The sequence below is a fragment of the Methylomicrobium lacus genome, from assembly GCF_041897535.1.
In the GTDB taxonomy this organism is placed as follows: Bacteria; Pseudomonadota; Gammaproteobacteria; order Methylococcales; family Methylomonadaceae; genus Methylomicrobium; species Methylomicrobium lacus_A.
This window is the reverse complement of the sequence record NZ_CP169217.1, coordinates 2,891,286-2,915,280: the sequence shown is the minus strand read 5'-3', so window position 1 is coordinate 2,915,280 and position 23,995 is coordinate 2,891,286. Positions and strand designations below refer to the sequence as shown.

At 54.6% G+C, this 23,995-nt stretch carries 23 protein-coding genes and 6 tRNA genes; 18 read left to right on the top strand and 11 right to left on the bottom strand.

From position 1 onward, the window contains the following. Positions 1-44: 44 nt before the first annotated feature. Positions 45-120: transfer RNA gene (locus ACEPPP_RS12855), tRNA-Thr, on the top strand. Between the two features lie 35 nt (positions 121-155). After that, the gene (locus ACEPPP_RS12850; protein WP_374087280.1) at positions 156-386 is read left to right on the top strand and encodes a hypothetical protein; all 231 of its coding nucleotides are present in this window, start codon (positions 156-158) and stop codon (positions 384-386) included. A gap of 569 nt (positions 387-955) precedes the next feature. Here the strand turns inward: ACEPPP_RS12850 and ACEPPP_RS12845 are convergent. Both ACEPPP_RS12845 and ACEPPP_RS12840 read right to left on the bottom strand, forming a co-directional pair. Beyond that, positions 956-1,954, bottom strand: a complete 999-nt coding sequence (locus ACEPPP_RS12845; protein WP_374087279.1) for a tyrosine-type recombinase/integrase — start codon at positions 1,952-1,954, stop codon at positions 956-958. Between the two features lie 479 nt (positions 1,955-2,433). Then, positions 2,434-2,643, bottom strand: a complete 210-nt coding sequence (locus ACEPPP_RS12840; RefSeq protein WP_374087277.1) for a hypothetical protein — start codon at positions 2,641-2,643, stop codon at positions 2,434-2,436. A gap of 163 nt (positions 2,644-2,806) precedes the next feature. On the opposite strand from ACEPPP_RS12840, the gene ACEPPP_RS12835 reads away from it, so the two are divergent. Further along, positions 2,807-3,256, top strand: coding sequence for a hypothetical protein (locus ACEPPP_RS12835; protein WP_374087275.1), 450 nt, complete (start codon positions 2,807-2,809; stop codon positions 3,254-3,256). A gap of 343 nt (positions 3,257-3,599) precedes the next feature. On the opposite strand, the gene ACEPPP_RS12830 is transcribed toward ACEPPP_RS12835, so the two are convergent. Beyond that, on the bottom strand, positions 3,600-3,983 hold the full coding sequence (locus tag ACEPPP_RS12830; protein ID WP_374087273.1) for a transposase: 384 nt from the start codon (positions 3,981-3,983) through the stop codon (positions 3,600-3,602). Positions 3,984-4,221: 238 nt separating this feature from the next. Between ACEPPP_RS12830 and ACEPPP_RS12825 the strand changes: the two genes are divergently transcribed. Continuing rightward, entirely contained in the window at positions 4,222-5,700 is a 1,479-nt protein-coding gene (locus ACEPPP_RS12825; protein ID WP_374087271.1) for an alpha-amylase family glycosyl hydrolase, read from the top strand. A 282-nt stretch (positions 5,701-5,982) separates the two neighbouring features. Continuing rightward, the gene (locus tag ACEPPP_RS12820; protein ID WP_374087269.1) at positions 5,983-6,510 is read left to right on the top strand and encodes a TIGR02281 family clan AA aspartic protease; all 528 of its coding nucleotides are present in this window, start codon (positions 5,983-5,985) and stop codon (positions 6,508-6,510) included. A 104-nt stretch (positions 6,511-6,614) separates the two neighbouring features. Here the strand turns inward: ACEPPP_RS12820 and ACEPPP_RS12815 are convergent, their stop codons facing one another. Continuing rightward, positions 6,615-8,372 (bottom strand): di-heme oxidoredictase family protein, encoded by a 1,758-nt coding sequence (locus ACEPPP_RS12815; protein ID WP_374087267.1) that lies wholly within the window; start codon positions 8,370-8,372, stop codon positions 6,615-6,617. Positions 8,373-9,029: 657 nt separating this feature from the next. Between ACEPPP_RS12815 and ACEPPP_RS12810 the strand changes: the two genes are divergently transcribed. From ACEPPP_RS12810 to ACEPPP_RS12800, 3 genes are all read left to right on the top strand, one after another. After that, positions 9,030-10,160: a magnesium transporter gene (locus ACEPPP_RS12810; RefSeq protein WP_374087265.1), complete on the top strand. Its 1,131-nt coding sequence runs from the start codon at positions 9,030-9,032 to the stop codon at positions 10,158-10,160. 36 nt (positions 10,161-10,196) lie between these two features. Next, positions 10,197-10,970 carry a TVP38/TMEM64 family protein gene (locus ACEPPP_RS12805; RefSeq protein ID WP_374090923.1) on the top strand — a complete coding sequence of 258 codons (774 nt, stop codon included), beginning with the start codon at positions 10,197-10,199 and terminating at the stop codon, positions 10,968-10,970. A 264-nt stretch (positions 10,971-11,234) separates the two neighbouring features. Further along, entirely contained in the window at positions 11,235-12,374 is a 1,140-nt protein-coding gene (locus tag ACEPPP_RS12800; protein ID WP_374087263.1) for a hypothetical protein, read from the top strand. A 110-nt stretch (positions 12,375-12,484) separates the two neighbouring features. Here the strand turns inward: ACEPPP_RS12800 and ACEPPP_RS12795 are convergent, their stop codons facing one another. Further along, positions 12,485-13,741, bottom strand: coding sequence for an MgtC/SapB family protein (locus ACEPPP_RS12795; RefSeq protein ID WP_374087261.1), 1,257 nt, complete (start codon positions 13,739-13,741; stop codon positions 12,485-12,487). Between the two features lie 276 nt (positions 13,742-14,017). On the opposite strand from ACEPPP_RS12795, the gene ACEPPP_RS12790 reads away from it, so the two are divergent. Beyond that, the gene (locus tag ACEPPP_RS12790) at positions 14,018-14,479 is read left to right on the top strand and encodes a hypothetical protein (RefSeq protein ID WP_374087259.1); all 462 of its coding nucleotides are present in this window, start codon (positions 14,018-14,020) and stop codon (positions 14,477-14,479) included. On the opposite strand, the gene ACEPPP_RS12785 is transcribed toward ACEPPP_RS12790, so the two are convergent. Continuing rightward, entirely contained in the window at positions 14,439-14,996 is a 558-nt protein-coding gene (locus ACEPPP_RS12785; protein ID WP_374087257.1) for a YbhB/YbcL family Raf kinase inhibitor-like protein, read from the bottom strand. The genes ACEPPP_RS12790 and ACEPPP_RS12785 overlap by 41 nt on opposite strands. Before the next feature lie 343 nt (positions 14,997-15,339). Here ACEPPP_RS12785 and ACEPPP_RS12780 point away from each other — a divergent pair. From ACEPPP_RS12780 to acs, 6 genes are all read left to right on the top strand, one after another. Continuing rightward, positions 15,340-15,416 (top strand) — tRNA-Pro (locus ACEPPP_RS12780). A 2-nt stretch (positions 15,417-15,418) separates the two neighbouring features. Further along, positions 15,419-15,495, top strand: a tRNA-Arg gene (locus tag ACEPPP_RS12775). 22 nt (positions 15,496-15,517) lie between these two features. Beyond that, positions 15,518-15,593, top strand: a tRNA-His gene (locus ACEPPP_RS12770). Between the two features lie 117 nt (positions 15,594-15,710). Continuing rightward, positions 15,711-15,787, top strand: a tRNA-Pro gene (locus ACEPPP_RS12765). Between the two features lie 2 nt (positions 15,788-15,789). Further along, positions 15,790-15,866: transfer RNA gene (locus tag ACEPPP_RS12760), tRNA-Arg, on the top strand. A gap of 279 nt (positions 15,867-16,145) precedes the next feature. Continuing rightward, on the top strand, positions 16,146-18,089 hold the full coding sequence (gene acs, locus ACEPPP_RS12755; RefSeq protein WP_374087255.1) for an acetate--CoA ligase: 1,944 nt from the start codon (positions 16,146-16,148) through the stop codon (positions 18,087-18,089). 44 nt (positions 18,090-18,133) lie between these two features. Here the strand turns inward: acs and ACEPPP_RS12750 are convergent, their stop codons facing one another. From ACEPPP_RS12750 to plsY, 3 genes are all read right to left on the bottom strand, one after another. Further along, entirely contained in the window at positions 18,134-18,937 is an 804-nt protein-coding gene (locus ACEPPP_RS12750) for a ferritin-like domain-containing protein (RefSeq protein ID WP_374087253.1), read from the bottom strand. A gap of 27 nt (positions 18,938-18,964) precedes the next feature. Continuing rightward, entirely contained in the window at positions 18,965-20,071 is a 1,107-nt protein-coding gene (leuB, locus tag ACEPPP_RS12745) for a 3-isopropylmalate dehydrogenase (RefSeq protein ID WP_374087251.1), read from the bottom strand. Between the two features lie 140 nt (positions 20,072-20,211). Continuing rightward, positions 20,212-20,796 carry a glycerol-3-phosphate 1-O-acyltransferase PlsY gene (gene plsY / locus ACEPPP_RS12740; RefSeq protein ID WP_374087249.1) on the bottom strand — a complete coding sequence of 195 codons (585 nt, stop codon included), beginning with the start codon at positions 20,794-20,796 and terminating at the stop codon, positions 20,212-20,214. Positions 20,797-20,890: 94 nt separating this feature from the next. Here plsY and folB point away from each other — a divergent pair, with 94 nt between their 5' ends. Together folB and folK are read left to right on the top strand one after the other, a co-directional pair. Further along, positions 20,891-21,250 (top strand): dihydroneopterin aldolase, encoded by a 360-nt coding sequence (gene folB / locus ACEPPP_RS12735; RefSeq protein ID WP_374087248.1) that lies wholly within the window; start codon positions 20,891-20,893, stop codon positions 21,248-21,250. Further along, positions 21,247-21,747, top strand: coding sequence for a 2-amino-4-hydroxy-6-hydroxymethyldihydropteridine diphosphokinase (gene folK, locus ACEPPP_RS12730; protein ID WP_374087246.1), 501 nt, complete (start codon positions 21,247-21,249; stop codon positions 21,745-21,747). Before folB ends, folK begins: the two co-directional genes overlap by 4 nt. Here folK and ACEPPP_RS12725 read toward each other — a convergent pair. Then, a complete protein-coding gene (locus ACEPPP_RS12725; RefSeq protein ID WP_374087244.1) occupies positions 21,736-22,467 on the bottom strand; it encodes a pteridine reductase in 732 nt (243 codons plus the stop codon). The two genes, folK and ACEPPP_RS12725, sit on opposite strands and share 12 nt — an antisense overlap. Positions 22,468-22,479: 12 nt before the next feature. On the opposite strand from ACEPPP_RS12725, the gene ACEPPP_RS12720 reads away from it, so the two are divergent. Beyond that, positions 22,480-23,079, top strand: coding sequence for a GDSL-type esterase/lipase family protein (locus ACEPPP_RS12720; RefSeq protein WP_374087242.1), 600 nt, complete (start codon positions 22,480-22,482; stop codon positions 23,077-23,079). Between the two features lie 102 nt (positions 23,080-23,181). Here ACEPPP_RS12720 and murI read toward each other — a convergent pair whose 3' ends face one another. Then, positions 23,182-23,994 (bottom strand): glutamate racemase, encoded by an 813-nt coding sequence (murI, locus tag ACEPPP_RS12715; RefSeq protein WP_374087240.1) that lies wholly within the window; start codon positions 23,992-23,994, stop codon positions 23,182-23,184. Position 23,995 lies beyond the last annotated feature (1 nt).

Sequence of the window (23,995 nt, the reverse complement as noted above, 5' to 3'; positions counted from 1 at the left end):
TTGCTGGTCAAAATCAAATTATTCTGTATAATGGCGGATTCTTAGCTGGCGTAGCTCAGTTGGTAGAGCAGCTGATTTGTAATCAGCCGGTCGCGGGTTCGAGTCCCATCGCCAGCTCCATATAAATTAAGTACTTACAAAAAACGGTGGTTGTCATGAGTAATCAATCGTCAACCGATCGTCAACAATTTGATGAGTACTTGGATTTGAAAGAGTCTTCACAGAACTCTTTAAATCAGCGTCGAATGTTCAGAACCGCTTTACCTGCCTCTTACTTTGTTCGTCTTGAGTATGAGGCAGTAAAAAGGGGAACAACTTCTTTTAAATTTGCGGGTATGATTCTTATGGCATATTTGGATAAGAATTGCCCTCTTAAGTCTTCATAATCCCGAATCTTATTTGCCCTGTCTTTAATATCTGTTTCTTTGGTGGGGTAGCCTCTCGCCGTCGTTCGGTCGCGGGGCGTGTCGTTTCAAATCGGGCGGTCGGCGTCAAGGTCTTTAGAGCGTAGCGTGCCTTGATGCCGGGCGGACGATTTGGAATGATTCGACCCGTGGGCGGACGATTGCGAGAGGTTACACGCCAAAGAAATAGCGGGGTAGCCTTGAGCCAGAGTAAAGGGAGCGGGCTTTTTGGGCAGTCTTTTATTTTTTGCCTTCTTAAGTCGCTTTTTCCTTTTTTTTACGCGGTACTTTTTGCGCGTTTTTTTTAAAGTAATAAGAAGTTATCTCTTTATTATGTATCACTCCCAAAGGCTTTGCCTTTGGTACTCTTTTAAATCCTTTCTCGTTTTTCGCTCGTCAACATAGTTATTTATAACTATGCTTTATCTTATATTTATCCTTAGTCTATTTGCTTTTCTATCTTTTTTTGAATACTTTGTTTTTCAATAATTATTAAATAATAAATAATTATTGATCTTTTAATAAATATTTAAAATATCTATAGGTATTATTTATTTATTTATTATTTTTGAATAAGGACTTAAATTTTTAGCTTCTTCTAAATGGTCGGGTGATAAATGGGCATATCTCATTGTCATGGTAAGACTTTGATGACCTAGAATTTTTTGCAAGCTTAATATGTTGCCGCCATTCATCATAAAATGACTAGCGAACGAGTGTCTTAATACATGAGAACTTTGTCCGTCTGGCAATTCTAATCCTGCTCTTTTTACCGCTCTTTCAAATGCTTTGATACAGTTGCAAAACAGTTTTTCTGATCCTGGTTTGTGCGTTAATATGGCTTTTTCCAAGGATTCAGGAATTGGAACCGCTCTAAACTTTCCGCTTTTGGTGCCTGCGTAATTAATGATCCCATTTCTTACGCTTTCTCTTTTTAAATTAATTGCTTCTGACCATCTTGCGCCTGTGGCTAGGCAGATTGAAACTACTAAATATAAATCTTCGCTCTCCCCTTCCTCGATCGCTTGCATTAGCTGTTTTATTTGATCCTGTGTCAAGTAGGTTAATTCTTTTTCGTCGATTTTTAAGAGTCTGATTTTCTCTACAGGGTTTGTCTTCTTCCATTGCCCGATTCTTATTAGCTCATTGAACGCGCTTTTAAGGTAGGCATGTTCTCGATTCATACTATTTGTTGATAATCCTTCGGCTAGCCGTTTTTGTCTATATTCGCTGAATAGTTCAGGTGTTAATGTGTAAGCATAAGGATTATTTAATCTTTTGCTTATCCATTGTAATCGGCTATACATATCCTCACTTGTTTTAAGGTTTTTCCCGTGGTGTTCATACCATATTGCTAAAAGTTCGTTTAATCGCCTATAGTCTTTTTTATCGGGTTCCCATTCTGGCGTTTTAATGGTCTTGTTTTCAACAAAGGCTTTCCATCTTAGGGCTTCTGATTTTGTTGGTAGGGTTTTCCTGTAGCGTTTATGTCCGCGGCCTCCTGGTTGAATATCTACTAACCATCCGTTTTCAGTTTTTGTTATGCTCATAGGTCGATATTTTTGGATTTAATGAATTAGTTTGTTTCGGTTTGTAGCGCGTTCCTTATATCAAGCGGGGCATGGCGGCGGGGCGGCGTTGAAGGGTGACTTAAGGGCTGCGATTTAAATGAAGTGAGCGAAAGCGAAATTGTTGTTGCATCCTGTGGATATGTGGGAAAGTGCCGGCCAATCGGTAAAAAAGGGTGTGGATAACATCGTGCTGATAACAGGGAAGTTATCCACATGTTATCCATGCCCTTTTTTATCGATGCTCTGGCCGGTACTTTTCCACATATCCATAGGATCAACTTTAAACAATACCCTTCATTTTGCGGCCCTGTCGCCCTTCAACGCCGCCCCGCCATGCCCCGCTGATTATTTCGGCGCGTTTCAAACCGGAACTGTTAATCGCTTTTCGGCTCTTTGACGTTCCTGTATCACGTCAGTAGAAACGATAAAAGCGGGTGTCACAAAGGCTGGTAGACGCGCTATTCCTTGATGACTGTTAGCGTGGTTTTGCCCATCCTAATGTTATCAAGTTCGTTCAATGTTTTCCTAAATTGTTGATTAACAACAAATAGAACAGCTCCCACGTTTCCCGAATCACAATTGCTGCTTGTCGTTATGACTTGTAGGTTGTTGTATGCTTCATAGATAGAATACAAATCATCTTGTACTTTCAATAACTTGTCTTTCATTTTTGCCGCCTCTCAAGCATTTTCCTTGTTTGTTTGTATATACATTATAGTTAGCCTTAACCAGTTTGTATATACATTTTGATAAAAAAATGTCTATACAAAAAAATATTGTGTCTATACAAAAAAATGCGTATACTGGCTATAAAAATTTATGGGGTTTGCTTTGGAGACTTATCTGAAACTGACTGATGATCAATTAAAGCGTTTGCGCTTGGCTTTGGTTGAATCTCGATTAGCTAAAAATGCTTTGCAAGCTAAAAAAATGACTTCGAGTTGGAAATCATGTAAGGAACAATTTATAAATCTTGTGCATTGGTCTGATGCTTCCGGATTAGAGGATATAGCAGAATTGTATGTTGTTGATGATCCTTTTGATTCAAAACCGATAGACGAAAAGCTAGATGATGTTCCTATAGAACATGTGTCTGATGACAAACCTGTTAAGCGTGTTCGGGGTAAAGGTAAAAGCCCTTCTAAGTTGATGTATCCGGTTAGGCTGGAAAATGAGCAATTAGAGCGTCTGAAGCAATTAGGCGGAAATGTTAGCGCGCATATAAGGGCTGCCATTGATGCTTATTTATCATCAAAGCGTATAGACAAAAAAAGGGGGTGATCGATACTGCTACAAAAGAATTTATTGTCAACCAACTGTCAACATTACACGGCTATAGTTAGCTAAAAAGGGCTTTTATAGGCAAAACTTCGTGTATAACTCTATGAAATTACTTACAAATGAATAAAATATGAATATCTTAGACTGTTTTGTAATCAGCCGGTCGCGGGTTCGAGTCCCATCGCCAGCTCCAGATAAAATAAGGCCTTCGGTAGAAATACCTAAGGCCTTTTTTATTGCCTCATGATTTTGTTCCTCCGAAATTTGCGAGACCACCCATCTCGTTCCCGCGCGCCGCGTGGGAATGCCGGTTAAGACGCGCCAGCGTCGCGATTCAGCCATATCATTCCCTATCAATTTTCAACACCCCGTTTTCCCCTGCGTAATTACGGGCGCTGGAATTGCGCCAATGCACCGGATTGTCGACATAACCTCTTTTAACCGGGTTCTGATGGATGTATTCGATTTTTTGCCGCATCATCGCAGGGTTTTGTATTTGCTCAGGATGCGAGCCTTCCTCCCAGACCTGATAATCGCGGTCTTGCTTATGCGCTTTTTTATAAAAAGCCAGTTGTTTCAGGATGCGTTCGGCCTTTTGTTCTTTTAGCACTTCGAGCAAGCGTTTTGCGGTCCATGATTTGAAACTGCCGATTTCGGCTGGTAAGTCAGGCGATTGGACGATCAAATGCAGGTGGTTTTCCAGGTGTAGTCCATATCGCGGCGACATCGCGGATCGGGACGCTGGCGCGTCCGCACTGGGTTACCACACGGCGCGTGGGGACCAGATATAGTGCGATTGTCCTGCCTGTTCCCCATCATTTCTTGATATTGAAAGACCTGCCCCCATTATTTTCACTCGCGTACCGTTGGGACGAGGAGGGTTCAAGGACGGAACAGTACCTGAAGACCGGCTAAAATATTTCCCCGAAGAAAAGCAACAAACCACTAAACAAAAAGAGACTTTAATGAATTCCTGGACGAAATATCCGCAGATATACGAAATCAACACCTGGGTTTGGCTGGAAGAGCTCAGCCGAAGTGCCGGTCGCCCCATCACCCTGGCTTCGGTCCCCGATGTCGAGTGGGACTGCATCGCAGCGCTCGGCTTCGATGCGGTCTGGTTGATGGGGGTTTGGGAGCGTAGTCCGATGGGTAAAAGGATTGCGATGGCCAATGAAGGGGTGCGGGCAGAATTCCAAAACGCTTTGCCGGATTTCAAGGAGGCGGACAATGTCGGCTCGCCTTATGCAATAAGGCGCTATCGCGTTGACGAGCATCTGGGCGGACCGGATGCCCTGGCCCTCGCCCGGGCGAAAATGGCGGCGCGCGGCCTGCGCCTGATCCTCGATTTCGTGCCCAATCATGTCGCGCCGGATCATCCCTGGCTGGCCGAGCATCCACGCTATTTTATTCGCGGCGGCGACAAGGACCTGAGCAGAGAGCCGGCATCCTTCATCGACATCGGCGGCAATATCTTTGCCTGCGGCAAGGATCCGTGTTTGCCTGCTTGGCCCGACAGGGTCCAAGTGAACGGCTTTGACCCTGGATTGCGCGCAGCCACCGTCGAGACCCTGAACGCTATCGCCGGACAGTGCGACGGCGTGCGTTGCGATAGGGCCATGCTGTTGCTCGATTCGGTTTTTGAGGAAACCTGGGGGCCCCGCGCGGGAGACAGACCCGAAGCCGAATATTGGGGCGAGATGATACCGGCCGTCAAACAGAAGCATCCTGACTTTCTGTTCATTGCCGAAGCCAACGGGGACAAGGAATGGGAATTGCAGCAGCAGGGCTTCGATTTTTGTTACGACAGGCGCCTGTACGACCGCCTCGCGCATGAGTCGGCGGAAAGCGTGCGGCTGCATCTGGGGGCCGACCGCGCCTATCAGAGCAAACTGGTCCGCTTCATTGAAGATCATGACACGCTTAGAGCGTCCGCCGCTTTCAATGCAGAAAAGCTCCGCGCCGTCGCGGTCGCCGCGCTGACCTTGCCCGGCGCGCGCCTGGTTCACGAGGGCCAACTGGAAGGCCTGCGCGTTCGTTTGCCGGTATCTTTGGGGCGCCGGCCCGAGGAGGCCGCCGATAGCGATTTGCTCGCGTTTTATCTGCAACTTCTCTGCGCCTTTAAAAGGGGCGATTTCATGCGGGGCGATTGGCAGCTCTGCGAGCTTAGCGGCTGGCCGGACAACATGACTTGCAACAATCTGGTTGCCTGGACATGGACTACTGAAAACAGCCGTTGTCTTATCGTCGTGAACCTGTCTGAAACTCAAAGCCAGAGCCGAATAAAAATAGCCTGGCCGGGACTCAATGACAGGATTTGGCGGCTGAACGATGTGTTCCAGTCGACGAGCTTTGAACGCGACGGAACGGAGCTGGAAAAAGAAGGCTTATACGTCGATCTGCCGGCATGGGGATTTCATTTTCTGACCGCAGAGCGTCCTTGATCGGGTTCCCACGCAGGAGGAAAACATCGACCCGCGCCAGCCCAGCCGCTTGCCGCGGCTGTTCGCGATAGACAAGTCACCTCGGGAAACCTGTTTCGGATGGGGCAAGCCTATCGGGATGATGAAAAAGTCTCAGTACTGCCGAAACGATTGCCGTGAACCTAAACCGGACTATCCTTAACCAAAGCAAGCGCTCGGAATAACGCGCTTTTTGCCTGCGCCTGGCGCTTCGTGAACATTGGAGCAGCCGTAGGGTTCCAGTCGATCCCCGGAGAACAAACTATGAAAAAATTATTGTCCACCTTAATTCTCCTTAGCGCTACGGCAGGGTTTGTTCAGAGTGACGACAGCATCTATGGTCCAGGCGGTGTAAACCTTGGGCCTGACGGTAATCCATATCGACAACAGCAACGGCAAGATGCTGTCGCCGAGGAGGAATCCGAATCCGCTCTGATCCTCCGCCAGCAAAGCAACGGACATTATTTTGTTGACGGCTCGATTAACGGTTCCCCGCTGGTCTTTGTGATCGACACCGGCGCTTCGGTCGTCACCTTACCGAGGGAGGTTGCGTTGGGTGCGGGTATTTACTGCGAAAACGATACGACCGTGGAGACCGCAAACGGTACGGTCCAAGCCTGCACAGGTACGATCCCAAAGCTTAAATTTGGAGACTTCACGCTAACGGATTTGCGCTGCATCCTAGTTCCCAAGCTAAAACAGGCTTTGCTAGGCAGCAATGTCTTGAAGGATTTTAAATTACTTCAGAACAACGGCGAAATGCGAATTACCAAGAAAATAAATGCCCGATAATCATGTATTAGACTAAGACTAACGCGGCGTTCAAGTGAGCGGATACACGGCGAACGGCCGGATATTTCCTGACCATTCGCCGTTTAATATCCACTGTCTTTGCCTTATTCTTCGTCTTTGACGTTGCATGCCTCGGATAGCGGGTCGGGCGTCTCGCCGTTCTTGGCGGTGTTCACATACAGCACCAGATTGCCCAGGAAGGCGATCACGTCCTTCTGCTCGCTTTTGGCGAGCTTAGCAAAATTCTGGCGCGAAGCCTCCGAATCGCCGCCGTGCCACTGAATGGCTTCCCGCAGGGTCGTCGCGCGGCCGTCATGCAGCCAAGGGCCGGTGCAGGCGACGCCCCACAGCTCGCGGGTGCCGAATGTCGCCCTGCCCTTGTTTTCATCGTAGGCATAGGTTTCGGGCGGCAGGATCGCATTGACCGGATCATAGTTCACGAGACTCATATGGCCGTTGCCGTATTCCTTAGGATCTTCCAGCTCATCGACACGCTCGGCCAAGCCGTCGCCCATCCAGTGCCGTTTCAAGTCGCCGTATAAGCGCACGACGGTCTTGCCGTTGTGTTTTTCGAACGCGCCGAGCAACGTCTCCTTGCTGCCCTTGCAAAACCGGTTATCCGGCTGATCCTTGGCCAGATCGAATTTGACCGGATGCTCAGGCTTCACGCCCTCGGCCTCCAGATCGACCTGCACCTGCCCCTTTTTCAGGAAATCTTGTTTTTTGTCGCGGTGACCCAGTGAAGCGCTCGGCTCCTGAAACCAACTGTTGTCCAATGCCAGTTCCGCTTTATGGCACGCTGTGCAGCCGATCGAGCCGAAGAGTTTTTCGCCGCGCTGAATTTGCGTGCGCTCTTCGGGTTTCAACTTCTGTTTATTGGCGGCCAGGATGCCCAGATCGTCAAGCTCCACCCGGGTCACCGGCCGCGGCTGTGCCGCCATGTAGATCGTAAAAGCGGTCATGTCGCCGACGCTGAGCTCATCTGCCTTATTGTCATGATCTTCGTCATTGCCTTTGCCGACCAGCTCCACGCCCTGCATGCCGATTTCATTGTTGCCGGCATGGCGCATAAAGTCCCGCAAAAAGGCGACGTTCTTCTTCCACTCGTAGGGGCGCACCACCCCATCCGGCGAGACGCCTTCGAGTAGCGATTTTTCTCCCACAATCTTTGCCGTGCCGTCTTCGCAGCTTACCGTGACCCGGCCAAAATTCACGCCTTTTGCGGTCAAGTCCTGCGTGATTTCGGTCTTTTTAGCGCAGGTTTCTTCTTTGGCCTGAGTTATGACCGCCCTGAGTTGATCGCTCATTTCTTCCGCCAAGCGTTGCAAGGCGCCCAGACCGAAGACATGGGGCGTATTGCGCTGAATCATCAAGTCGGGATGATCCAGGCGCGGCACCCGATGCACGTTCGCCGAGGTAGGCCCCGCGCCGTCATCGACCGGCTGACTATGACAGGAGCCGCAGGACTGCGCATTCGGCCCCGTCGGCCGCATCACAAGACGCCCCTCATCGCCCCATTCTCCCGGCGCATGCAAATCGGGGCGCGGTATGCGTGTATAGTGGGATGGCTCGTTGCTGCCGATGAAGGCGCCGCCGCCTTGCCCCAGCGTAAAGTGGGTGCCGAAGATAAGATCGCCATGTTCAAACGCATCGTGAAAAACTTCATCGCCCTTTCCGGCCATGATGCCGGCCAGCAATTCCTGCTGATCCAAGGGGCGATAAACGTTTTCCTCTTCGCCGCCGTCTGCGGGACAAGCGGTGATGGCGGGTTCGGTTGGGGTGGGCGGGGATGGCGGATTGTTCGAACCGCCGCAACTGGTCAAGAGGATCACTGCCGGCAGCAGACTGCATGACTTTTTCATAAGGCTCTCCGCTGAAGAAGATTGAAGAAGATCAGAAACCCTGCGCGATTGCAGTGTTTCCCTATCAGCGTCATGCAAAGGCGCCCTCATGCGCTTTGCAGGCGACACCGCGAAATTGCCTCTTCTCTTAAATAAAATGCCTTGCTAAAAAGCCGAGATCCGTAGGAGCCAACAAACTCGTGTTTTGTTTTACCCTGATTCCCTCATCTGCTCATGTCCGGAGATTCTTGAATTGGCACATTCGGATTGGCTGTGTGAATCATGTTATTGAACTAAACCGTTAATCAATAATGATTTAACGGTTTGATTTTGCCGAGATCAGACAATTTTCGAGCCGCCATTTAGCGCCTAATCACGTCCCATGTCAATCAAAGTCTTTTACTTCGCTTAAAATACGAGACTCGGCGCCTTTGAAAAATGCCGCTTTGTCGGCGGATGGCAAAATGCAACGGGGGCTCCCTGATGGACTTCGCCCTGATCGTGGAGTACTATCGCCAGCAAGAACAGGTAGAGGAATTGATCGGCCGGCTTGAGACATGCATGGGCTAATTCCATGTCACGAGTTAGCCTGCGATCGATCATCTCATCATCTCAAAAGCCTGCAAACGACGTAACGTGTTGATCTCGCTTACCCACATCAGTAAAGAGGTAAATGACATGTCGGATATCATCGAAAAAATCGGCAAGACGCTACAAGAGCAGGCGATACCGGCGGCACGGAGGCTCCAGGCCCTTGTCTCGCACGTTGTGGTCATCATCCGTGAAAAGGCCGAAGAAATGGGCCGGGAAATCAGCAAACCTCCGCCGTACGTCACGAGGACGAAAGTTGCCGCCGACCGAGCGGAAAACCATATGTACAGCCCGGTTCCGACGGCTCAGGCGAGTGAAACAGTCTCGAAGGTCATGCAGCGGCTAGCCCGCTTGCCCAGCGCTTTCGATTCGATTGAATTGCTGTTTGTCACCGATACCGATCAGAAGCTGTTAGGCGTGGTGCCTTTGTCCAAGCTTCTGGTGGCAACGCCCCAGATGGCTATAGATAACCTGATGAACCGGGATATCACCCGCGTCACTCTGACCGACCCTCCGGAAAAAGTGGCCGAGGTGGCGTTAACCCACCCAATGCCTGCCGTGCCAGTGGTGGACGAGCGGGGATGTCTACTCGGCGCGGTCCCTGCGCACACGGTATTCAAAATCATGCGGGAGGAGCATATCCAGGATATGGACCGTTTGGCCGGAATTTGGCGCCACTCGGATCAAGCGCTGTCCGCCATCGAGGGAGACCCGCTGCGCCGGGTGATCGACCGGTTGCCCTGGTTGATCGTGGGAACCGCGGGGTGCGTGTTGGCAACCGGGCTCATGGCAACATTTGAAAGCACGCTGAGGACGGATTTGGCGGTCGCATTTTTCATACCCGGTATCGTATATCTGGCCGATGCCATCGGCACTCAATCCGAAGCGATTGCCGTGCGGGGACTCTCGTTCAGTCGTACGCCGGTTCCACAGTTGCTGAAGGGAGAACTCAAAACCGGCTTTTACCTGGGCATTGCATTGGCACTGGTTGTTTTTCCCTTCATTTGGCTTACTTTCAATGCATCCCTGGCTTTTGCGGTTTCCATTGCCCTGATTTGTGCCAGCAGCGTCGCCACCAGCATCGGGCTTTTGCTGCCATCGATTCTTTCCCGGATGGGGAAAGATCCCGCCTACGGCAGCGGCCCTGTCGCCACGATTGTTCAGGATTTGCTCAGCCTCCTGATCTATCTGAGCGTGATAAGCCTGCTGATTTCTTGATACCGATTTGTCGGATGGAAAAGCTCATGTTTGTTTATGCTGATGGGTGACTCATCAAAGCAAATCATTAATCATCTGCCTTCGTTTAAGGATAAGTCGGCCATGCGATTACCCCACACGAGTCTTGACAGGAAGCTGTCGGCGTTCTTGATCTTTGTCGGACTTGTTTTATTGATCGGACATGAACTTGAGCTTTATCTTCCTGATTTGGAAGTCTGGATTGAAGGCCGGGGCGTTTTCGCGCCACTGGCCTTTATCGCCTTGTTCATGGTTCTCTCGCCGGCATGCGTATCGGTTGATGCGCTTTGTTTTGCGGCGGGAATACTATTTCCTATCGCGACCGCCGAGTTGACTGTTGTGATCGCAACCTATCTGTCGGCTGCGGTGATATTCTTCCTGGGCCGGGATTTTGTGCGGGCAAGGGTCACGGCTTTTATTGCCGGACATAAGCGTTTTGCCGCATTGGATAAGGCAATCAGCGGCGACAACGCCTTCAAATTGATGTTGTTATTGCGCCTGACGCCGCTTCCATTTGCATTGCTCAGTTATGCTTTATCGGTTACGGAAGTTAAATTCCGGCCTTATCTAGCCGCAACCAGCGGCATTTTAGTTTACAACTGTAGCCTGGTTTATTTCGGTTATGCGACCAAACACTTGACCGGCCTGGCCAATGGCGCACCGAAAGCAAGCCTTGTTTCATACGCCATGCTGGTCTTTGGCCTAGCCATTTTAATCGCGGTTTTGATCTATGTTGCAAAAATAGCCGGCAATCTTTTAAAGGAGATGAATTTAGAAAGCTCCGACGATTAAGTGCAGGGAGATTCAAGCTTTTTTAAGGTTTGCCCCCTTATTTTGAACCTTACCGTGCGTGACGGGAATACAGTCATGTGACCGACGCCATAGGGGGAGGCCTCAAATCAAATAACTCGTGTTTGCCCCATTTAACACGAAAGAGGCAACGACTTTGATCACGTTAAACCTTATTAAGGCACGAGCATTGATGGCCAGGTTTAGCCCGCTCTATGGTGAACAAGGGAACAACAAAAACCAAAACCCAAAGCGAATGGAGAATATATGCAAACCAGAATCGGCACAGTCCGCCATGCGAGCCCGATGATCCTCCTGCTCACCGCCGTCGTCCTGGCAACAGCGACGGGCGCGGTCCAGGCCCAAACTTATACTTCGATTGACCTTACGCCCAATTCCCCCCTCAGCACAGCCAATGGCATTTCGACCGGCGGAGCGGCCGGCTATTCTGCCGATACCGCCTCGTTCGGCGCCATTCGCGCGACGTTTTGGGAAGATGCGAATCAAATCGATTTGCATCCCGCCTTCCTCGACGACCCTGTGAAAGCCGTCAAGGGACGTTCCTCCGTGCAAGGTAGCGCGGACGCCTTGCAGGTCGGCTGGGGCGCAGGACCGGGCACGAACAATCGCTCCGTGCCGCTGGTCTGGACCGGCACGGCGGCCAGTGCGACCACGCTCCCGCTACCCTTCGATAACGCCGGCGGCCAGGCATTAGCCACGGACGACAGCCAGATCGTCGGTTACGGCACGCCGCTGATCAAGGACGGCACGGCATTCGGACCACCGCACGCGGTCGTTTGGGACGCCATGACCCAGGCAGCCATTGATCTGGGCGACGCCGGCAACGGCGCACAGGCTATCGGAGTCGGCGGCGGACTGCAGGTCGGTTATGTCATTAAAGGCACAGCGAACGCCGCGCTGTGGAGCGGCAGCGCGAAATCCTTGTTGGTGCTTCACCCCAAGGACGCAGCCGCCTCGGTTGCGTATGGCACGGATGGCGTGCTACAGGTCGGGTATAGCGGCTACGACATCCGCGTCCGTTCCGAAGCCCCCAAGGGCAACAAGGATAAGCGCTTCAACTTCGCCACGGTCTGGTCTGGGACGGCAGCTAGCGCACTCGTCATTCATCCTTATCCTTTCACGCACAGCTACGCTGCGGCCGTGAATGGCCCGTGGATCGCCGGCTACGCGGGTGACGACTCGAAACGTAGTACACCAGCCTACTATCACGCCATCGTGTGGGACTCAACAAACTATCAGCCCACTGACCTCAACACGTATCTGCCCGCTGCCTTCGTCGGCTCGCAGGCGTTCTCCGTGGATGCGCAAGGCAACGTTGCCGGTGTCGCCCTGACCGCCGACGGCCAGCGTCACGCGGTAGTCTGGATGCTCGACCCGGCTCAATGAATCGGAGTCTTTGAAGAGGCGAGGCACAGATATTCAGCTTGGCAAGCGTATCTGTGCCCGCTCAAAAGAGCAGCCAAAGGGGTTAGCCTGTATCATCCGGAGCACACGCATCAAGACAGCCGCCAGCCAATCAGCAAGCCCAGTACTATGGCCGCCACCAGGACGCCTCCGACTCTGAGGCCAAGCGCATGACCGCCAATCACCCACGCCATCAGACTCTTGAATCCGGAGTTGACCGCGACCGCGATCAACACCGCGCGCCCGGCGACGCTGATGTCCATCCCCTGCTTGCTCAATTGCGCCATCGACAAGGTAATCGGGTCGACATCGGCCACGCCTGAAATACTCGCCAGCACGTAAGCTCCCGCATCGCCAAACTGGATTTGCAGCACCCTGGACAACAGCATGATCACCGACAAAAACAAGCCGAACTTCAGCGCCATGCCCAACTGAAAAGGATTTTGGAGCGGGATTTCCTGGTTGTTCTGTAGCGATCGGGTATTCAGCCAAAGCAGCAAGGCCGCCAGGTAGGTGAGCAGGCTCATCGCCAGCAGCGAAGACAGAAGCTGCTGGAATAACGCGGGATTCACTATCGAAGCCAGCAGCAGGGTCCGCGCGAACATCGTCGCGCAGGCGGTCAAGATGCCCGCCGTCAGCGCGTTGCACAGCGCCGGGTCGGTTTTTGCGAGGCGCGCCAGGTTGATGCTGACCGCGGTCGACGACACCAGGCCGCCGAAGACGCCGGTCACCACCGGCCCGTGCCGGTCGCCCGCGATCCGTATCGCAAAATAACCGAGATACGAAACGCCCGCGATCAGCACCACCATCCACCAGACATGATAGGGATTGAACACCTGCCAGGGACCATAGCCCTGATCGGGCAAGATCGGCAGCATCACGACCGAAATCAGCAACAGCTTCAAGGTCGCTTCGAGTTCCCGCTGATCGAGCTTGCCGACCCAGCCATGCAGCAAGGGCTTGAAACCGAGCAGCAGCGTCGTGACGACCGCCGCCGCGGCCGCCAGCACGACGTGACCGAACACCGCCAGCGCGCCCAGGATGAAGGTCAGCAAGGACGCGATCATGCTGGTGATGCCGACATCCTCGAATTTTTTGAGATTTTGGGTGTACGCGACCAGCAGGACCAGCGCCAGCGCGATAAAGACAAAACCGATCAACAGCGGACCGGTCTCCCGGGCCAGCAGCGCGCTGACCCCGCCCAGAAAGCTGATCAAGCCATAGGTGCGGAGCCCCGCGATACGCATGCCTTCGCGGCGCTCGCGCTCACGCCAGCCGCGCTCCAACCCGATCAGCAAGCCCAGCGACAGCGCGATGCCGAGCAACTTGAAATTTTCCAACTCCGCCATGCCGTTTCCTCTGCTTCCCGAGTCCTGTAAACGCCCTCAAGGCAATTTGGCCCGCCTCTGCGCACCCGCCATGATGCCTTTAGGACGCCCGCCGCGAATATCCACAAAACCTGTGGATAACGTTGTTCATTGCGCGTTGATAAGGAATGCAAGCGCTTGCCCTGCTTGATCCTGCGTTAAAATGACTAAAATTTAACCCATCTTAATTTGGCCTCGCGGCGATGTTTTCGACACGATCGCTACGCGCTTTAGCCTACCTGGAATTGAGAGGCATTGATGATCAAAATGACCGCAAAAACCGGTTCCGCCGCCGCAATCCTGACCCTCGCGCTGATCGCAATCACTCCGCTTTGCGGCCTGTTATTCGCCTGCGGCTGCGCCTGGCCGTGGTCCGGTTTCTTTTTCGGCTGCAATTATTTCGACCCGACCGCCGAACATCACTGCCCCTGGTGCGCCTCGACACTCGCAGGCTGGCTCTCGGTCGGGGTCTCGATCACACTCGGCACCCTCGCCTCACTCGCGCCTTTCACCGCGCAGGCTCGCCGCAGCGGCTCGGAAACTCTGATCCGAACCGGAGCGGGGATACTGGCCTTTCTCTGTACCGCGGTGTTGTCAGGCTGGCTCGCGGCGCGTTCACAGCACTACCCCCACGGCCCGATAGGAGACCGGGAAACCGCTGCAACGCAGGACAACGCGGCTAATGCCGATAGGTCCCAATCAATTCCGCCTTCCCGATGATATGCCCGGCCATCGCATTCTCGAGCTGGCTTTTATCCGGATTGTCCAGATCGGGCAACACCGCATCCAGCGCATAGAGCTTGAAAAAATACCGATGCCGGCCGATCGGCGGACAAGGACCGCCGTAACCGGTGCGCTTCCAGTCATTCAGGCCATGCAGGCTACCTGCCGGCAGCTTTTTCGCGGCAGCCGGCAAACCCGAGGATGAAGCCGGAATATTGTAAAGCACCCAATGCACCCAAACGAGCTTGGGCGCCGCAGGGTCCGGCGCATCCGGGTCATCGACGATCAACGCCAGGCTTTGCGTGCCTGCCGGCAGATTGGACCAGCTCAACGCCGGCGCCACGTCCTCGCCGTCACAAGTAAAGCGTTTCGGAATTTCGCCCATGTGAACAAAATCCGAAGATTCAAGTTTCATGTTCATGATTTTATTTTCCTCGGCCAAAGCCGCCCCGGCGAAAACGCAAAAAATCAACACCAGCGCGCGCGCAAAAAACAACCGGCAATCCCACTTCATAGCTTCTCCTCTAAAAACGTCAATTCCCGCTCATTAGTTTTACTGACAGGTGCCTTTATTATGACGCGCAGCTTACGCAGGCGCTACTTTTTGATCATTACATCACCAATAAATTCCTGCCGCCAGCAAGGCCTCCGCCCTATTCACCGCCATCAACAGCTAAGCCTTAATAATCAATATTTTGTGACAACAAATACGTAACTAACCCCTAAGCCGCCATAAGCCCATTGCAAAATAACCGCACTGCACCGAAAAAAAATTTGACGACACTCTAATCCATCGTTATCATAGGCAGCTCTTCAAGGGTGGCTGAGAAAGTCACAAGCCAGATAAGGAAGACACACGGGGTATAGCGCAGCCTGGTAGCGCGCCTGCTTTGGGAGCAGGATGTCGGGGGTTCAAATCCCTCTACCCCGACCATTGCGCTTGTAGCTCAGCCGGATAGAGCATCGGCCTTCTAAGCCGAGGGTCGCAGGTTCGAGTCCTGCCAAGCGCGCCATTTCTTGATATATCCGTTTATGGTGAGCGTAGCTCAGTTGGTAGAGTACAGGATTGTGATTCCTGTTGTCGCGGGTTCGAGCCCCGTCGTTCACCCCACCTATTTCAATTAGATCAACGCCTCGCGTCTTATCGCCGTAGATGTTGGCCTAATAAACGTGTTAAAGACCACTCGCCGAGAGTGGCCTGGAAAGTCACAAGCAACATTACGATATTCGGGGTATAGCGCAGCCTGGTAGCGCGCCTGCTTTGGGAGCAGGATGTCGGGGGTTCAAATCCCTCTACCCCGACCATTGCGCTTGTAGCTCAGCCGGATAGAGCATCGGCCTTCTAAGCCGAGGGTCGCAGGTTCGAGTCCTGCCAAGCGCGCCATTTCTTGATACCCCCTAATACCCGATTCGCATCCATTGCCGATAGCTGGCCGGATAATTCAATTCCAGGCCTCCTCCCGATTTTGCCCTTTTTTCTCCACGCCTTAGAAGTCGCCTAGCAAGGCATCGATCGCATTCTGCAAGCATTCAATCTCGGATTCAAATCTTTGCCGAGCCGTAAAAAATAAACTGGAATTTTATACGGACAAAACCGGACATTTTGATAAGATGCGTCTTCCCGATTAACTTCAACACTATCGCACCCTAAAGGATCCGCTTCATGTCAGACGTGCACGTCTATCCGGTCAAGCCAGAAATCGCCGCCCATGCGCACATCAACCGCGAGACCTATCAAGCCCTCTACCAGCGTTCGCTGGCCGAACCCGAGGCATTCTGGGCCGAGCAGGCGGAACGGTTTTTGAACTGGGATCGGCGCTGGGACAGGGTCTCGGACTACGATTTCGAAACCGCAAACATCCGCTGGTTCGAAGGCGGCCGCCTGAACGTCAGCGTGAATTGCCTGGACCGCCATCTGGAAACGCGCGGCGATCAGGTCGCTATCATTTGGGAGGGCGACGATCCGGCGCAGGATAAAAAGCTGACCTACCGCGAACTGTACGATCAGGTCTGCCGCTTTGCGAATGTCTTGAAGGCCCAGGGCGTCGAAAAAGGCGACCGGGTCTGCATCTATCTGCCGATGATCATGGAGGCGGCGGTCGCTATGCTCGCCTGCACCCGCATCGGCGCGGTGCACTCGGTCGTGTTCGGCGGCTTTTCGGCCGAGGCCCTGAAAGACCGTATTCTCGACTGCGGTTGTAAATATCTGGTCTGCGCCGACGAAGGTTACCGGGGCGGCAAGGTCGTGCCGATCAAGGCCAATGTCGACAAGGCCGCCGAGCATTGCCCACTGCTCGAAAAGATCATCGTGGTCCAGAATAGCGGCGGCAAGATCGCCTGGCAGGAAGGCCGCGACCTCTGGTACCACGAAGCGATGGCGGCCGCCTCGGCCGATTGCCCGCCGGTGCCGATGGATGCCGAAGACCCCTTGTTCATCCTTTATACCTCAGGCTCGACCGGCAAGCCGAAAGGCATGCTGCATACGACCGGCGGCTACCTGCTGTATGCGGCGATCACGCACAAATATGTGTTCGACTATCAGGACGGCGACATTTACTGGTGCACCGCCGACATCGGCTGGGTGACCGGCCACTCCTACGTAATCTACGGCCCGCTCTGCAACGGCGCGACGACACTGATGTTCGAAGGCATCCCGACCTATCCGGGGCCCGACCGCTTCTGGCGCGTCGTCGACAAGCACAAGGTCAATATTTTCTATACCGCGCCGACCGCGATTCGCGCGCTGATGGCGCAGGGCGATCATTATGTGACCGAAACCTCCCGGCAGAGCCTCAGAATCCTCGGCAGCGTCGGCGAGCCGATCAATCCGGAAGCCTGGGAGTGGTACTACCATGTGGTCGGCGACGGCTCCCGTCCGATCATGGATACCTGGTGGCAGACCGAAACCGGCGGCATCCTGATCACGCCGCTGCCGGGCGCGATCGACCTGAAGCCGGGCTCGGCGACCTTGCCGTTTTTCGGGATCAAGCCGGAGATCCTGGATGCGAACAACCAGATACTCGAAGGAGAGTGCGAAGGCGTGCTGGTCATCGCCCGCTCCTGGCCGGGGCAGTCGCGCGGCATCTACGGCGACCACCAACTCTTTATCGACACCTATTTCAGCAAGGCTCCCGGCTTTTATTACAGCGGCGACGGCGCCAAACGCGACGCCGACGGCTATTACTGGATCACCGGACGCATCGATGACGTGATCAACGTTTCGGGGCACCGGATGGGCACCGCGGAGATCGAAAGCGCGCTGGTGCTGCACGAACTGGTCGCCGAAGCGGCCGTGGTCGGTTACCCGCACCATATCAAAGGCCAGGGCATTTATGCCTACGTGACCCTGAATGCGGGCGTCGAACCGAGCGAACAACTGCGGAAGGAACTGGACGATCTGGTAAGGAAGGAGATCGGGCCGATCGCGCACCCGGACATCATTCAATGGGCGCCGTCGCTGCCGAAAACGCGCTCGGGCAAGATCATGCGCCGGATCCTGCGCAAGGTCGCGGCAGGAGAACTCGACAATCTTGGAGACACCTCGACCTTGGCGGACCCTTCGGTCGTGCAGAACATCATCGACCATCGGATCGTCAAAACCGATTGAGAGCATCTGAAACCGCGAGCGGAATGTCCTAGCTGCTTCTACCGCTACCGGGCCCCGCTCTCCAGCCAATCCAGCTCCGCCCCCGAAAAACCGGCCTGAATGCGGAGCGGTCGGTTGAAGGGCCCTTTCGGCCGGGCGCCCTTGTAGTACTCGCCAAGCAGGCGCCGGTATTCGGCTTCGGGCTCCAACCCCTGCCCCAGGCAAACAGACTTGAACCAATAAGACCCGAATTCGACATGGCCGACCTCGTCGGTCAGAATCCGGTCCAGGATCGCGACGCTCTTTGCATCGCCGGCCTGCCTGAATTTTTCGATCAGCGCCGGCGTCACGTCCAGCCCGTGCGCTTCCTGACAGCGCGGCACCAAGGCCAGCCTGGCCAGCAGATGCCCGGCCGTATCGGTCGCGAGCTCCCACAAGCCGCCGTGTGCGGGCAGATCGCCGTAATCGACGCCCATCGCCCGCAAGTGGCCGCGGATCAACGCGAAATGCTGCGCTTCCTCGTCGGCCACGCGCAGCCAGTCGCGGTAGAACTGCTCCGGCAGGCCGCGAAAGCGGTAGAGCAAGTCCCAGGCCAGATAGATCGCGACAAATTCGACATGGCCGATCGCGTGAAAAAACGCCGCGACGCCTTCCGGCGTATTCAACTTACGCTTCGGCATCTCGCGCGGCGGCAACAGCACCGGACGCTCCGGAAAGCTGACGCCGGCTATCGGCAATACCGCCCCGGAGTCTGCGAGCTGCAAGCGGCCTTCCCGCAACAACTGCATCGCCCGGCGCGTCAGCGCCAGTTTTTCGTCGATGTCGTTCCGGTAAAGACAGGCTTCGGCGAATTCAAAGATCGAATTCATCGACTGTTCAAACAAACCGGCATGCCGTTAAACTTTCGGCATCGCGCGCAGTTTTTCGACGACCTTGTCGCCGAATTCGACCGTGCTGATCATCTTGACGCCGCTGCCGGGCTTCGACAGGTCGGCGGTCGAATAGCCCTCCGCGAACACGCCCTGCATCGCCGCCCAGACGTTTTTCGCTTCTGCTTCCATGCCGAAGCTGTTTTCGAGCATCATCGCGACCGAGCCGATCATCGAATACGGATTGGCGATGTTCTTGCCGGCGATGTCCGGCGCGGAGCCGTGCGAAGGCTCATAATAGGCCTTGTCGTCGCCGAGGCAGGCCGAAGGCATCAGGCCCAGGGAACCGAGGATGCCGCCGCCCTGATCGCTCAGGATGTCGCCGAACATGTTTTCCATCACCATCACGTCGAACTGGGTCGGCTTCAGGCACAGCGCGGTCGCGGCCGAATCGACCAGAAAATTGACTACCTGCACTTCCGGGTATTCCTTCGCGACCTCCTCCATCACCTCGTTCCAGAGCACGCTCGATTTCAAGACGTTGCTCTTGTGGATGTTGTGCAAGAGCTTCCGGCGTTTCATCGCCAGCTTGAACGCCTGGTGCATGATCCGGCGGATCTGCACTTCGTCGTATTCGAGCGTTTCGCGCACGTAACGCAGGCCCTCGGCATTCACGCCCATTTCCTTTTCGCCGAAATAGAGGCCGCCGACCAGTTCGCGCACCATGATCAGGTCGATGCCTTCGCCGATCACCTCGGGCTTCAACGGCGAGAAATGCGCCAGCGCCTTCGGCAATGAAACCGGACGGAAATTCGCGTAGGTATTGTAGCGGCGGCGCAGCGGCAGCAAAGCGCCGCGTTCGGGCTGCTTGTCGACCGGAATCTTTTTCGATTCTTCATGGCTGAGTCCGATCGGACCTTTCAAAATCGCGTCGGCCTGGTCGCAAATCGCTATCGTTTCCGGCGGGAACGCATCGCCGGTCGCGAAATAGGCGCAGGCGCCGAACAACGCCGGCATCAGTTCGAAGGCGACATCGTTGCGCTCTTCGACGACTTTGAGAACCTTGAGGGCTTCCTGGGTGATTTCGGGACCGATACCGTCACCGGCCAGTACCGCGATTTTGTAATGCTTCATGGGTGCCTTGTGAATATAAGATCAAAAAATGCTGTAAAAAACCGGTTATTATACTGCACTTTGCCGGGACGGCATGATTGAAAATACACTGACATCGGCATCAACGCCTCGGCTGCATCGCCGACCCGAATAGCTTAAAATCAAGGCTTGATCGCCGCTTCCTCCCCCGCCAGCAGCCTCTGGATATTGCTCTTATGCCGCCACAGCAGGACCGCGGTCATCAAGGCAGACGCCTCGACCAGCGTCGGACTGCCGAGGATGAACCAGGCATAGGCAGGCGCCAGTACCGCGGCGATCAATGCGGACAAAGAGGAAATCTTGCTGATCTTGTAAATCAGCAGCCAGGTCGCGACGAAAGCCAAGCCCAAAAACCAGGAATAACCGAGCAAGACGCCGATCGTCGTCGCGACGCCCTTGCCGCCTTTGAAGCCGAAAAATACCGGGTAAAGATGGCCGATGAAGGCAGCAAGGCCGGTCGCGGCCAGCAGTTCGATCGGCACGCCGAACAGATTGGCGCCGTAAACCGGAATCAGGCCTTTCAACATATCGCCCAGTAACGTGATGCCCGCCGCTTTTTTGCCGCCGATGCGCATCACATTGGTGGCGCCTGGATTGCCGGAACCCTGCTCGCGCGGATCGGGCAGGCCCATCAGCCGGCAGATAATAATCGCACTGGAAACCGAGCCTATCAAATAGGCCGCGGGAACAAACAACCATTCCATCATCGGATACCTTTCATCAATCAAAACTTGTAAGCCGGGGGCAATTCCCCGATACTTAGCGCTTTTAAAAAGCGCACATCATAACCGGAAAATTACCATGGACATCATTTTTTTAGGCGGGCTGGAGATCAAGACGATCATCGGCATCTATGACTGGGAACGCGAAACCAAACAAACCATCGTGCTCGATATCGAAATGGGTTTCGACATCGAAAAGGCCGCCGAAACCGACGACATTCAATACGCCCTCGACTACAAAACGGTCTCCAAACGGATCATAAGCTTCGTCGAAAACAGCCAATTCTTTCTGGTCGAAAAACTCGCGGTCGAAATCGTCAAGATCATCCAGAACGAATTTAATGTGCCGTGGGTCAAACTGGCATTGAACAAAAAAGGCGCGATCAGCGGCGCCAGCGACGTCGGCATCATCATCGAGAGAGGGGATCGCAAGCGGTGACCAGGGGCTATATCAGCATCGGCAGCAACATCGACAAGGAAGTTAACATCCATAGCGCGTTGCGTGCGCTGGCGCTTTACTTTGGCGGTCTGGTGGTTTCGAGCACTTACGAAACCGAAGCGGTCGGCTTTATCGGCGACACCTTCCACAATCTGATCGTCGGTTTCGACTCGGACCTCGATGTCAAAACGATCGCCAAACAACTCCGCCAGATCGAACTCGACCACGGCCGCACCCGCGAATGCAAAAAGTTTTCGTCCCGAACGCTCGATCTGGACCTGATCCTGTACGGTAACTTGGTGGTCAGCGACGGGCGCCTGCAAATCCCGCGCGATGAAATCGAAAAATACGCCTTCGTGCTGGAACCCTTGGCCGAAATCGCAGGCGACGAGAAACATCCGGTCAGCGGAATCAGCTACCGCGAGTTATGGGAACGCTTCGACAAGAACGACCTCCAGCAAAAACGTATCAAGCCGGGCTGGTCGTCAATAAAATAAGGTGCGTCCGCCGTCGATGGTCAATATCTGGCCGGTCATGTAATCGGCGTCGCGGATCAGAAACGCCACCGCTTTCGCTATATCCTCCGGTTCGCCGCTGCGCTTCAGGGCCACACGCTGCAGGATCTCGGCTTTGCCCTGCTCGGACAAATCGTGTTCAGGCCAGATGATCGCACCGGGCGCGACGCCGTTGACCCTGACCTCGGGCCCCATCTCCTTCGCCAACACCCGCGTCATCGCGACCAGCCCCGCCTTCGCGATGCTGTATACCGGGAAACCGGGCAGGCCGCGCTCGGCATAGATGTCGACGATATTCACGATGCAGCCGCGCCTGGCCTTCAGCGACTCCCGCAAGGCCTGCGCGAGAAAGAACGGCGCTTTCAGATTGCTGCCGAGCAACTCGTCCCATTGCGCTTCGGAGGCCTGACCGAAGGGGGTCGGGTAAAAGGCCGAGGCGTTATTGATCAACACGTCGACGCCGCCCGCGATTTTTTGCGCGGCATCGGCAACGCCTTCCAGATGTTCGGTGTCCAACAGATCGGCCTGCAACGCGCTGGCCGAATCCGGACGCAGCAGGTTCAATTCGTCGCGCAGTTCCAGCGCTTCCCGTTCCGACGCTCTATAATGCACGATGATATGACAGCCTTCACTGTGCAGCCGCCTGGCGCACGCCGCGCCGATGCGTTTGGCCGCGCCGGTGATCAATACTTTTTTTTGCATCGAAACCGCCTTATGAAAATCATTCCGCTCATTCTGCTGTTGCTGCTGACCGCCTGCAACAGAACCGACACTCTGAGCAAACTGCCCAGCAATGCGGTCATTCTGGCCTTCGGCGACAGCCTGACCTACGGCACCGGCGCCTCGCCGCAGCACGACTACCCGAGTGTACTCGCGAAACTGACCATGTTGCAAGTCGTCAATGCCGGACGTCCCGGCGAAATCAGCGGCGACGGCGCCAAACGCCTGCCCGCCCTGCTCGACCAGCACCGGCCCGACCTGTTGATCCTGATCCACGGCGGCAACGACATGCTCAGAAGGATTCCGCCCGAACAAACCGCCGACAACCTGAAAGAGATGATCAGCCTGGCCAGAAACCGCAAGATCGGTGTCGTGATGCTCGGCGTGCCGAAGCCGAACATCTTATGGATGTCCAGCGCCGATTTCTATCAGGCCATCGCGGAGGCGATGACCGTGCCGATAGATGTCGAAACGCTGCCCGAGGTGCTCGGCGACAACCGCCTCAAATCCGATTTGATCCATCCGAACGACCAGGGTTACGAAAAAATCGCGACGCAAATCCACAGCCTGTTGGTCGATGCGGGCGCGCTATGACGCAGGCGCTTCACTACGTTGACTAAGTTCTGGAGATAACACCGTTGGCTGAGCGTGGTCGAAGCCAACGGCTAGGCCTCGAGTCGGGTAAATAGGGTCGCCTCATTGCAAAACGAAGGATTCAGGCAAGCGGCGAACTTCCACGTTCCGCCGCCACAACTGCGCGATAACCGGACCGGTTATCGCAGGATCCGCGCTGGACCAATACTGCTCGTTGCCGGATGTCTCCCTATCGGCCAACAAATCGTGCGCAACGAGGCGATGGCGTAGCTGGCGCGCGACCGCTTCGGAGGAGTCGATCACCGCCACATTCGGTCCTGCAATGTCCTGAATCAAGGGGCGCAAGAACGGATAATGCGTGCAGCCGAGCACCAGTGTATCGGCCCCGCGCGCGACCAACGGCAGCACATAGGTTTCGAGGAGGTTTCGGGTCTTCACCCCCGCCAGATCGCCGGATTCGACCTGTTCGACCAAGCCAGGACAGGCTTGCGGCAGGATTTCGGCCTCGCTTGCGTAACGCTCGAACAGTTTGACGAAATTGTGACTGGCCAGCGTCCTGCGCGTCGCGAGCACGCCGACCACGCCGGTTTTGGTCTGCGCGGCGGCCGGCTTGATCGCCGGCTCCATCGCGACGATCGGCTGGGTGAAATGGCTTCTTAATGACGCCACCGCTGCGCCGGTGGCGGTATTGCAGGCGACGACGATCGCTTTCGCGCCGCGATCAAGCAAGAATCGAGTGATCGCGAACGCGCGGGCCTCGATGAATGCCTGCGTTTTGTCGCCGTAGGGCGCATGCGCGGAATCGGCGACATAGAGCAGGTTTTCGGCGGGCAATTCGCGGCGTATTTCGCGCAGCACCGACAGGCCGCCGACGCCGGAGTCGAATACGCCGATCGGATCGGCAGCGGAATGCAAG

Coding starts and splice junctions, on each gene's coding strand:
- ACEPPP_RS12840 (WP_374087277.1), bottom strand. CDS start 2,643: ATGAAAGACAAGTTATTGAAAGTACAAGATGATTTGTATTCTATCTAT.
- ACEPPP_RS12785 (WP_374087257.1), bottom strand. CDS start 14,996: ATGAAGTGGGATTGCCGGTTGTTTTTTGCGCGCGCGCTGGTGTTGATT.
- ACEPPP_RS12725 (WP_374087244.1), bottom strand. CDS start 22,467: ATGCAAAAAAAAGTATTGATCACCGGCGCGGCCAAACGCATCGGCGCG.
- ACEPPP_RS12810 (WP_374087265.1), top strand. CDS start 9,030: ATGTCGGATATCATCGAAAAAATCGGCAAGACGCTACAAGAGCAGGCG.
- ACEPPP_RS12830 (WP_374087273.1), bottom strand. CDS start 3,983: ATGTCGCCGCGATATGGACTACACCTGGAAAACCACCTGCATTTGATC.
- ACEPPP_RS12815 (WP_374087267.1), bottom strand. CDS start 8,372: ATGAAAAAGTCATGCAGTCTGCTGCCGGCAGTGATCCTCTTGACCAGT.
- ACEPPP_RS12820 (WP_374087269.1), top strand. CDS start 5,983: ATGAAAAAATTATTGTCCACCTTAATTCTCCTTAGCGCTACGGCAGGG.
- ACEPPP_RS12750 (WP_374087253.1), bottom strand. CDS start 18,937: ATGAATTCGATCTTTGAATTCGCCGAAGCCTGTCTTTACCGGAACGAC.
- folB (WP_374087248.1), top strand. CDS start 20,891: ATGGACATCATTTTTTTAGGCGGGCTGGAGATCAAGACGATCATCGGC.
- plsY (WP_374087249.1), bottom strand. CDS start 20,796: ATGATGGAATGGTTGTTTGTTCCCGCGGCCTATTTGATAGGCTCGGTT.
- ACEPPP_RS12850 (WP_374087280.1), top strand. CDS start 156: ATGAGTAATCAATCGTCAACCGATCGTCAACAATTTGATGAGTACTTG.
- ACEPPP_RS12790 (WP_374087259.1), top strand. CDS start 14,018: ATGATCAAAATGACCGCAAAAACCGGTTCCGCCGCCGCAATCCTGACC.
- acs (WP_374087255.1), top strand. CDS start 16,146: ATGTCAGACGTGCACGTCTATCCGGTCAAGCCAGAAATCGCCGCCCAT.
- ACEPPP_RS12805 (WP_374090923.1), top strand. CDS start 10,197: ATGCTGATGGGTGACTCATCAAAGCAAATCATTAATCATCTGCCTTCG.
- ACEPPP_RS12720 (WP_374087242.1), top strand. CDS start 22,480: ATGAAAATCATTCCGCTCATTCTGCTGTTGCTGCTGACCGCCTGCAAC.
- ACEPPP_RS12845 (WP_374087279.1), bottom strand. CDS start 1,954: ATGAGCATAACAAAAACTGAAAACGGATGGTTAGTAGATATTCAACCA.
- ACEPPP_RS12795 (WP_374087261.1), bottom strand. CDS start 13,741: ATGGCGGAGTTGGAAAATTTCAAGTTGCTCGGCATCGCGCTGTCGCTG.
- ACEPPP_RS12800 (WP_374087263.1), top strand. CDS start 11,235: ATGCAAACCAGAATCGGCACAGTCCGCCATGCGAGCCCGATGATCCTC.
- ACEPPP_RS12825 (WP_374087271.1), top strand. CDS start 4,222: ATGAATTCCTGGACGAAATATCCGCAGATATACGAAATCAACACCTGG.
- leuB (WP_374087251.1), bottom strand. CDS start 20,071: ATGAAGCATTACAAAATCGCGGTACTGGCCGGTGACGGTATCGGTCCC.